Source organism: Rhizobium sp. PEPV16 (assembly GCF_008919455.1).
GTDB lineage: Bacteria > Pseudomonadota > Alphaproteobacteria > Rhizobiales > Rhizobiaceae > Rhizobium > Rhizobium leguminosarum_Q.
Window position 1 is genome coordinate 1 of record NZ_VSZV01000170.1, and the last position, 9473, is coordinate 9473.

The following is a 9473-nucleotide window of genomic DNA, read 5'->3' on the forward strand; positions in this document are numbered from 1 at the left end:
GCCTGATAGGCCTCGATCAGAGGCTTGTAATAGGCGGTCTTGTCCCAATCCCACAAAGCCCATTTGAGCGTCACGGCGTCCTGGGCAAGCGCTGCCCCGGCCGTCATCGCCGCCAAGGTGACACCTGCCACGGCAAGTTTCATCGTCCCCCCGAATTTATCCAAATACATTCCCGTTCTCCTTCCCTGGATCATCTCTGGATCAGTTTATTTTATGAAGCGTCTCGTATGCGGTTCGCGGTGCGGCTGTGTTGCGTTTGGCAGGTCTAGAACCATCACCGCCGCCCGATGGACGCCGAATGCGACGGCGAACATTCCGAGTGAAAAATTGAAGGTTGCCGGCATGAACACCGAAACCGGATAGAAGAGGATGTGCGCCAGCCAGAGGCCGGCGGTAAAGGCGAGTGCGGCGAGCGCCGGGAGCGGACGGATGACGGAGGCGAGCGCGGCCAGGCGCAGCAGCCTAAGAGCCGGCAGATCACGCATCACCATCAAAACGACGAGATGGCAGGCGAGAACCGCGACATAGGCGGTGGCGACGAGGGCGATCGTCAGCGGTGCGCTGAGCAACAGATTGTCGCGTGCGCCTGCGGCATAGGTGACGATCGCATAGAGGCCGATTGCGAGGGCTCCGCACAACGCCAGGCCCCAGGCGGTGGCGCGCCAGAAGTAGCGCAGAAAGGCTTCCGTGAAGTCCCGCAGCAGATAGGTGTTGCGATCTTCCACGAGGGCCACCGAGACCCTGGCCATGGCGGCGAGGGCTGCCGGCAGCGTCACGACGAAGAGGGCCGCCAGGATGAAGAGGATGTTCAGCTTGACCATCTCCCACCACTCGCGGACGAGGATCTCGGCGAACAGGGCAAGGCCGGTCCTCTTCGGCGCATCCTTCGGAATGCCCGGTCCCTCCCTCGTCCACATGTCCCGCAACCACTGCATAGCCGTCTCCCGCAGGCGTCTCAGTATAAAATCGAGCGTTCCGTTTCCTTGTCGAACAGCTGCGCATTGGTCATATCGGCAACCAGCGCTGCCTCCTCGCCGATATCAGGCCGGCAGCGCGGCGAGACACGGGCGATCAGATTGCGACCGCCTGCTACCATGTTCAGGTGCACTTCCGATCCCATCGGTTCGGCAAGTTCCACGACCGCCTTGAGAGGCGCCAGGTTCTCGGGCGCGATGTCGGCCGGCGGCAGCTCGTGGAAATTCTCCGGACGGATGCCAAGCACCAGTTCGCGGCCCTCGTAGGGGGCGATCCTGCTTTTGTCGAAATGGGCAGGAAGCGGCAGTTCCCGACCGTCGAAGACGGCGATGTAGCCGTCGCCCCGGCGCAGAATGGTCGAGGGCAGCATGTTCATCTGCGGCGCGCCGATGAAGCCGGCGACGAACATGTTGACGGGGCGGTCATAGAGGTTCTGCGGCGTATCCACCTGCTGGATGTGCCCGTCCTTCATGACGACGATCCGGTCCGCCATGGTCATGGCTTCCACCTGGTCATGGGTGACGTAGATGAAGGTGGCGTTGAGGCGCTTGTGCAGCTTGGTGATTTCCGAGCGCATCGTGCCGCGCAGCTTGGCGTCGAGATTGGAAAGCGGTTCGTCGAGAAGGAAGACCGCCGGATTGCGCACCATGGCGCGGCCGAGCGCGACGCGCTGGCGCTGCCCGCCCGAAAGCGCCTTCGGCTTGCGGTTCAGGAGATGGCTGATGTCGAGGATCCTGGCGGCGTCCTGCACCTGGGCATCGATGAAGTCGCGCGACACCTTCCTGAGCTGCAACCCGAAAGCCATGTTCTTGTAGACGGTCATATGCGGATAGAGCGCATAATTCTGGAAGACCATGGCGATATCCCGATCCTTGGAAGGGACGTCATTCATGACGTCGCCGCCGATCTTGAGCTCTCCTCCCGATATTTCCTCGAGGCCGGCGATCATCCGCAGCGTCGTCGATTTGCCGCAGCCCGACGGGCCGACCAGAATGATGAATTCCTTGTCGGCGATCTCGAGGTCGATGTCGTGGACGACGGTGAGCGCACCGTAGCTCTTGTTCAGCTCTTTAAGCGAAATGCTGGCCATCGGGTTCTCCTGAATTCACCAATAGGAAGACCAGCTGCGCGAAAGGCGCGTCAAAGCTTCCATGTAATAATAATCTCCCCAGGAGACGCATTCATCGACACCCTCGCCGCGGCAGGTGTTGAACGGCGATTTCTTCGAATAGGTGGCGTGCAGCACCAGGCCGTTGGAGACGGCGGGATCCTTGACCGCATAATGATCCGCAAGGCTCTTCATCATGCGCCGCGCCAGCATGCGATAGCGTGCTGCCCGTTCCGGCTCGGCGAGATCGGCCATCTCCAGGAGGCCGCAGGCGGTGATCGACGCCGACGAGCTATCGCGCGGCTCGCCGTCGCCGTCCGAAAAGACGAGATCCCAATAGGGCACCATGTCGGCAGGCAGCCGGTTGAGATAGAAGGCGAGCAGCCGGTCGAAGGTCTGGCGATATTCCTCGATCCGCTCATAGCGATAGGAGAGCGCCATTCCAGCGATTGCCCAGGCCTGTCCGCGCGCCCAGGCGCTGTCGTCTTTGTAACCCTGCTTGGTGGCGCCGCGCACCGGCGCTCCGGTGACCGGGTCCATGTAGAAGGTGTGATAGGTGGAATCGTCCGGCCGAACCGAGTTGGCGAGCGTGGTGCGGGCGTGAATGAGAGCGATCTCGCGGTATTTCGGATCGCCGGTCTCGCGGCTCGCCCAGTAGAGAAGCGGCAGGTTCAGCAGGCAGTCGATGATGTAGCGGTATTCTTCCGCCACCCCCTTGCGGCCCCAGGCCTGGATGAACTGGCCGATGGGCTGGAAACGCTCGATCAACTGGTCGGCGGCGAGCAAGGCGGCCTTGCGGCCATCCTCGTCTCCGACGAGCTTCCAGGCGGCAATGCAGGAGGGCGAATAGAGAAAGCCCATGTCGTGATGGTCGGTCTCGATGCGGTTCACGATCCGATGCAGGAACGACTGGACCTGGACCTGCGCGGCATGCCGGAAAACCGCCTCGCCGCTATGCTCGAAAGCGAGCCATAGCTCGCCGGGCCAGAAACCCGCGGTCCATTGGTCGTTCGCCACGGCGGGATAGAAATTTCCGACGCTTGAATGGTTCTTCGAGGCATGGGTGAACTGGGGGAGGTTGCGTCTGATCTGCCCGACGGCAAGATCGAGCGCGGCTGTGACCTCCGGGTCGGTGATCGGCTGCGGGGCGACGGACGAGACGGCGTTCATGGATTTAACCCTTCAGTCCCGTCGAGGCGATGCCCTCGACGAAGAAGCGCTGGAGAGAGAGGAAGACGACGAGAACCGGAATGAGGGCGACGACGGAGGCCGCCATGATGAGCCCGTATTCGGCCGAATACTGCGAGATGAACATGCGCAGGCCGATCTGGACGGTCTTCAGCTCGGTCTTGGTCAGATAGATCATCGGCCCGAGAAAATCGTTCCAGGTGGTGACGAAGGTGAAGATCGTCAGCGTCGAGAGCGCGGGCTTCGACAGGGGTAGCATGATGCGCGCCCAGATCTGGTACTCGTTCATGCCGTCGATGCGGGCCGCCTCGCAGAGTTCGGTCGGGATCGACATGTAGAACTGCCGCATCAGGAAGACGCCGAAAGCGGTGAAGGCCTGCAGGCAGATCAGCGCCAGATGCGTGTTGTTGAGGCCGAATTCGCGCATCAGCAGGAATTGCGGCACCATATAGACCTGCCAGGGCATGGCGATGGTGGCGATGTAGCCGAGGAACAAGGTGTTCTTGTAGGGGAAATTCAGCTTGGCGAAGGCGTAGGCGGCAAAGCTGGAGGTCAAAAGCTGCAGCAGCGTGACGATGATCGTCAGCTTCGACGTGTTGTAGATGAACAGCGCAAGCGGGATCTTCGTCCAGATATCGACGTAGTTATGCCATTGCGGCTCGGACGGTATCCACTCGATCGGGAAGGCGAAGACGTCGCGGCTGAGCTTCAGTGATGCCGAAAGCATCCAGGCAAAAGGCATCAGCATGATGAGCGTGACGGCGATGACGATGGCGTAGATCGCGACCGATCTGACGGTCACCTTGCGTCCTGCGATCCTCATGCCTCGTCCTCCCTCTGGCGCCGGAACTGGAAGACGGTGACGGCGAGCACGAGGAAGAACAGCACGAGCGAAACCATGCTCGAATAGCCGAGATCCCAGGAAATGAAGGCCTCGTTGTAGATGTGGTAGACGAGGACGAGCGTCGAGGTGCCAGGCCCGCCCTGGGTGATCATGTAGATCTGGTCGAACACCTTGAAGGACTGGATCGTCAGCATCACGGTGACGAAGAAGGTCGTCGGCCCGAGCTGCGGCACGGTGACATGGATGAACTTCTGCCAGGCATTGGCGCCATCGAGATCGGCGGCCTCATAGAGTTCCGAATTGATGCCCTGCAGGCCGGCCAGATAGATGACCATGTAATAGCCCATGTTCTTCCAGATGCCGAAGAGGATCACCGTCACCATCGCCCAGTGGCGATCGGCCGCCCATCCCGGCATGTTCTTCGGGTCGAGGCCGAGCGTGTAGAGGATCATGTTCACCGGTCCCATCTCGGGATTGAAGATCATGTTCCAGACGACCGCGACGGCCACCAGCGAAGCGACATAGGGAAAGAACATCGCCGTGCGGAAGAAGTCGCGCCCGGCGATCTTCTGGTTGAGGAGAACGGCGAGGCCGAGCGCGCAGATGAGCGTCGCCGGCACGGAGGCGACCGTGTAGATCACCGTGTTCCAGAACGCCGCGATAAAGGCCTTGTCCTCGAAGAGCCGCCAGAAATTGTCCAGCCCGGCGAATGTGATCGCATTCGAGCCGTCCCAATGCATGAAGGCGAGCGCGAAGGCGAACAGGATCGGGCCGAGCGTGAAGACGGCAAAGCCGATGAAATTCGGGGCAATGAAGGAATAGGCGACGAGCGCGCTGCGCATCCTGCGCTGGCGCTTAGACAAGACCGCAGCCTTCCGGCGAGAAGTTGCCGGAGCGCCATCCGCCGCGATGACCGAATTCGATATGGACACCGATGCCTCCTCTTCCTCCCGCAACCACATAGCACATATCCGGTATTGGTCAAACAAGTTCTGAATAGGTCATACGAATTTTATGGAAAGCACAAAACACATATGATAGGTGAGCATGAGGACCAAGCGCTCATCGATGCTTTTCCAATGCGGGGAGGGACATGTTCAGCGAGATTTCAAAGGAGCTGCCGGATGTGCTGGGCGATTTCACGCCCGGGGTGGTGGGCTCCGATCGACCTAGATGGAACTCCGTGCCGCAGGCGGTACGGGAGCTGGTCATTGGCGAGGCCGAAGAGACGTTTGCGCGCGCCTGGCCGTTGATTACGGCGTCGGATTACCGGGAGTTCACCGCGACAGGCAACCGCGCGCGCTTCGAGGAGCTTTATTTCACGCGGCGCCGGATGCTCAACGATCTGGTGCTCGGCGAACTTGTCGAAGGCAAGGCGCGCTTCCTGCCGAAGATCGTCGACGGCATCTTCCTGATCGCGGAGGAAAGCGGCTGGCAGCTTCCGGCGCATAACGCCTATGAACGAAGCGGCGCACGCTTGTCGCTTCCCGACAATTCGCAGCCGGTCGTCGATCTCTTCGCCGCCGAAACGGCCGCCCTGCTTGCCACCATCGTCGCATTGCTTCGCGACGAGCTCGGCGGCATCAGCCCCGAGATTGCGGCACGCGTGGAGCGCGAGATCGAGATCCGCATCTTTTCGCCCTATCTCGGCCGACATTTCTGGTGGATGGGTCGCGGCGAAGAGCGGATGAACAACTGGACGGCATGGATAAGCCAGAACGTGCTGTTGACGGTCTTCTCCCTGAAAACAAGTCAGCCCACGCGTCACGCCGTCGTCAAAAAGGCGCTCGGCAGCCTCGACGCCTTCCTCAAGGACTATGCCGAGGACGGCGCCTGCGAGGAGGGCGTACTCTATTACCGTCACGCCGCACTCTGCCTGCATGGTGCTTTGACCATCCTGGATACGGTGGCGCCGGGCCTGTTCGGCCAATTTTGGCAACAGCCGAAGATCCGCAACATGGCTGAATATATCGCTCACATGCATGTGGCCGACCGTTACTATTTCAATTTCGCGGATTCTTCCGCGGTGGTCGACCCCTGCAGCGCGCGGGAATACCTGTTCGGACAGGCGGTCGGCTCTGAGATGCTGGCTGAGTTCGCGGCAGCCGACAGGGCCGCGTCCGACAATCCGCACCTGCCGGGGGAATGGAACCTCTGGTATCGCGTGCAGGAGCTGCTGGTCGGCCCGACGCTTCCCGCTGCCGCCCCGCCGCGTCCTTTGTCCGGGCGCGATATCTTCTATCCCGGCATCGGCCTGTTCATCGCCCGCGACGAGCAGTTTTCGCTTGCCGTCAAGGGCGGCAACAATGGCGAGGGCCACAATCACAACGATGTCGGGAGCGTGACGCTTTACAAGAACGGACGTCCGTTCCTGATTGATGTCGGCGTCGAGACCTATACTGCAAAGACCTTTTCGGCGCGGCGCTACGAGATATGGACGATGCAGTCGGCTTTCCACAACCTGCCGACATTCGCAGGCGTCATGCAGTCCGCCGGCGAAGCCTTTGGCGCGCGCGATGTCGAGGTCGGGTTCGACGAAGGGAGCGCGCGCATATCGCTCGATATTTCAGGCGCCTATCCCCCCGAAGCGCAGTTGCACAGCTATCGGCGCGTCGCTTCGCTGCTGCGCGACCGCCATGTCGAGATCGTCGACACCTATGACGGGGGCAAGCCGGCGGTCCTGTCGCTGATGACATGCCTGGCGCCGACCGTCAGCCCGGACAGGATCGATCTGGCAGATCTCGGCAGCATTTTCGTCGACGGCGCCGGCGAGATCGAAATCGACGAGATCGTCGTGGACGACGCCCGGCTGAGATCGGCCTGGCCCGAGAAAATCTACCGGCTACGCGTGCCGTTTGCCGGCAGGCTGCTGAGATTGCGGATCGTCTAGAACAGGATGATTTTAGGCCGGGTCGGCTTAAAGTCTGAATCCGGTTCTAAATTAAAGAGTTAGAGCATGATGTCGTCCGAAAATCGCTCACAGTTTTCGGCGTCATGCTCTGGGGAGGGCGAGCATGGAATTGACACTGAAGATCGTGGATGCCGATGGGGTGGTGCTGGCGCGTTCCACAGGCCGGGACGAGACGTTCCTGGTCTATCGCCAGAGCTATCGCGAAGGCGATCGCGTGGTCGTGGAGGTCTCCGAGCCTGGGCACGTCTTCCTCTCCCTTGATGGCGCGATCCAACCCGGCCTGGTCTATATGAAGGAATGCGCCTATTCGCTCGCCGTTCCCTTCGGCGACAAACGCAAGCCCTATTCGCCGAATGCCTTCAGGGGCGATATCCACCGGCTTTCAGCGCGAAGCACACGCCCTGATGAGATTACCCATCGACGCAATCTCGCCCTGAACCCCTGGGACGATCACGCCAATCGGGCTCTGTTTCCGCATGCGCGCGCCAATGTCGAGACCCGGGGCGAAGCGGTCTTTGCCGCGCGCAACGCGATCGACGGCGAAAAGGCCAACGATGACCACGGCTTTTGGCCCTATACGAGCTGGGGCATCAATCGCGATCCGCAAGCAGCACTGACGGTGGAATTCGGCAGGTCAGTCAGGATCGACGAGATCGTTTTCTATCTTCGGGCCGACTTTCCACATGATTCCTGGTGGGAAGAGGCCAGCGTCACTTTCTCGAACGGCAAGACCTCCTGTTTTCCGCTGGTAAAATCGGGCGCCGCCCAGGGCTTTCCCATAGAGCCCTGTGTCGTCGAGTGGGTGGAACTGCACGGCCTGATCAAGGCCGAGGACGCCTCGCCCTATCCGGCGCTGACCCAGATCGAAATCTGGGGAACGGAGGTGCAAGGCGCCGACCTCAAGCCGTCCGCTCTTTCTATCGCGCTATGAGCCTGTAGTTAGCCTCGATCGTGCCGCGCTCGGCGGGCCGTCATTCAGACGGTTCCAGGCGCGGCGGAGCTGCCGCGCCGAGCCGAAGCCGGCGCGCATCGCGACGGCCTCCATGTCCAGCCGTGAACCAGCGAGCATCTCGCGGGCAAGAGCCACGCGCATAAGGTTGACGAAATCCGTCACGCTCATGCCCGTCTGCCCGTTGAACAGCCGTGAAAGGTTGCGCGGGCTGGCACCGCTGAGGCGCGCGAGGGACGCCACCGACCAATCCTGAGAGGGGTTGGCGACCACCGCATCCTGCGCGCGGTGAATGACCGGGTGAATATGGTTGCGACCTTCAAGCCAGGGCGAAAGCTGCGGATCCGAGCCGCCGCGCCTGAGATAGACGACAAGATATCGCGCCACCGCAAGTGCACACGCGTGCCCCGCCGCTTCGGCAACGATATGCAGCATAAGGTCTATGCCGGCAGTGATGCCGGCGCTCGTGAGGCGATCTCCATCCTCGACATAGAGCCTGTTGTCCCGGACGCGCGCGGTTGGGGCGAGCCTTGCCAGATCCTCTATGCAGGCGTGGTGGGTGGTGCAATCGCGGCCGTCGAGCATGCCTGCCTCGGCAGCGAGCAATGCCCCCGAGCAGATCGAGACCAGACGAATTCCCGGGCGAATGGCGCGCTTCAGCCATGCGACGATGGCAGCCTGGTCGGCACGCTCCTGTTCGTCCCACGGGCGGTTATTTTCCATCGGGGCATCGGCGCTGCCGGCAATGACGACAAGCGCGGCATCGGGCAAGCGCTCGGGTAGCGCGGCGACGCCCGTAACGGCAAGCCCGATCGAGCTGCCGACCGTCGGCGATGGGCCGATATAGGTGACGGTAAAACGCACTGTGCGCTGTTCGAGATTCGCCTTGCGCAGCACTTCGATCGGGCCGGCGACGTCGAGCAGCAGCAAGCGCGGCGGCACGACGACGAAGACAGGAATATCGAAGGGCTGCGCGGCGTCGGTCATGCGGCGAGAGCCTTTCCGCTCCCCGCCAGGGCCTGTTCGACGGTCGCGATCCGAGCGAAGCGGCCCGCCAGGACCAGCTCGGTCCGGTCCCGGATTTCCCAGGCGCTCCAGGTGCGTCCTGCGGCGTCGGTCATCGGAAAGGTCAGGGTCGCTTCGCCGACATAGTCGACTTGATAGCCGAGATCCGAGGCATGGCGGGTCGTGGTCTCGCAGCACTGTTCGGTGCGGATGCCGGAGACGAGGATACGACGGACGCCATTCTCGGTCAGCCACACGTCGAGACCGGAACCAAGCAGGGCGCTATGGCGCCTCGTCCTGAACGTCGCCTTGGGGGCGATCCTGAGCGGGGCGAGTGTGCTGACGAACCCGGATGCTTCCGAAAACGGCCCGTTTTCATCGACATGGAAGATCTGGATGACGGGTATTCCATCGGCTTCCGCGCCATCGATCAGAGCCTGCTGACGATCGATATAGGCGGAAGCGAGGTTTTCATCCCAATAAACGCGGTGTC

The 9473-nt window shown here is 61.7% G+C and carries 9 protein-coding genes and 1 pseudogene; 2 read left to right on the top strand and 8 right to left on the bottom strand.

Translation table 11 applies throughout. The features are described 5' to 3' along the window. From FY112_RS03845 to FY112_RS03870, 6 genes and pseudogenes are all read right to left on the bottom strand, one after another. Positions 1-170, bottom strand: a pseudogene (locus FY112_RS03845) (sugar ABC transporter substrate-binding protein); the annotation flags it as partial. A gap of 36 nt (positions 171-206) precedes the next feature. Continuing rightward, the gene (locus tag FY112_RS03850) at positions 207-935 is read right to left on the bottom strand and encodes a YesL family protein (RefSeq protein WP_151517740.1); all 729 of its coding nucleotides are present in this window, start codon (positions 933-935) and stop codon (positions 207-209) included. A 20-nt stretch (positions 936-955) separates the two neighbouring features. Beyond that, positions 956-2065: a sn-glycerol-3-phosphate ABC transporter ATP-binding protein UgpC gene (gene ugpC, locus FY112_RS03855; RefSeq protein ID WP_151517741.1), complete on the bottom strand. Its 1110-nt coding sequence runs from the start codon at positions 2063-2065 to the stop codon at positions 956-958. A gap of 15 nt (positions 2066-2080) precedes the next feature. After that, positions 2081-3253: a glycoside hydrolase family 88 protein gene (locus FY112_RS03860; protein WP_151517742.1), complete on the bottom strand. Its 1173-nt coding sequence runs from the start codon at positions 3251-3253 to the stop codon at positions 2081-2083. Between the two features lie 4 nt (positions 3254-3257). Continuing rightward, positions 3258-4094 (bottom strand): carbohydrate ABC transporter permease, encoded by an 837-nt coding sequence (locus FY112_RS03865; RefSeq protein WP_003562853.1) that lies wholly within the window; start codon positions 4092-4094, stop codon positions 3258-3260. Further along, complete coding sequence (locus FY112_RS03870; RefSeq protein WP_151517743.1) at positions 4091-5077, bottom strand: sugar ABC transporter permease; 987 nt, start codon at positions 5075-5077, stop codon at positions 4091-4093. Before FY112_RS03870 ends, FY112_RS03865 begins: the two co-directional genes overlap by 4 nt. A gap of 131 nt (positions 5078-5208) precedes the next feature. On the opposite strand from FY112_RS03870, the gene FY112_RS03875 reads away from it, so the two are divergent. Next, positions 5209-7005, top strand: a complete 1797-nt coding sequence (locus tag FY112_RS03875) for a heparinase II/III family protein (RefSeq protein WP_151517744.1) — start codon at positions 5209-5211, stop codon at positions 7003-7005. 124 nt (positions 7006-7129) lie between these two features. Then, positions 7130-7957, top strand: a complete 828-nt coding sequence (locus FY112_RS03880; protein WP_131643272.1) for a carbohydrate-binding protein — start codon at positions 7130-7132, stop codon at positions 7955-7957. Here FY112_RS03880 and FY112_RS03885 read toward each other — a convergent pair. Both FY112_RS03885 and FY112_RS03890 read right to left on the bottom strand, forming a co-directional pair. Further along, positions 7952-8962, bottom strand: coding sequence for a GlxA family transcriptional regulator (locus FY112_RS03885; protein ID WP_131643271.1), 1011 nt, complete (start codon positions 8960-8962; stop codon positions 7952-7954). The genes FY112_RS03880 and FY112_RS03885 overlap by 6 nt on opposite strands. Then, on the bottom strand, positions 8959-9473 hold a 515-nt coding region (locus FY112_RS03890), incomplete at its 5' end, for an isochorismatase family protein (protein ID WP_151517745.1). The genes FY112_RS03890 and FY112_RS03885, both read right to left, overlap by 4 nt.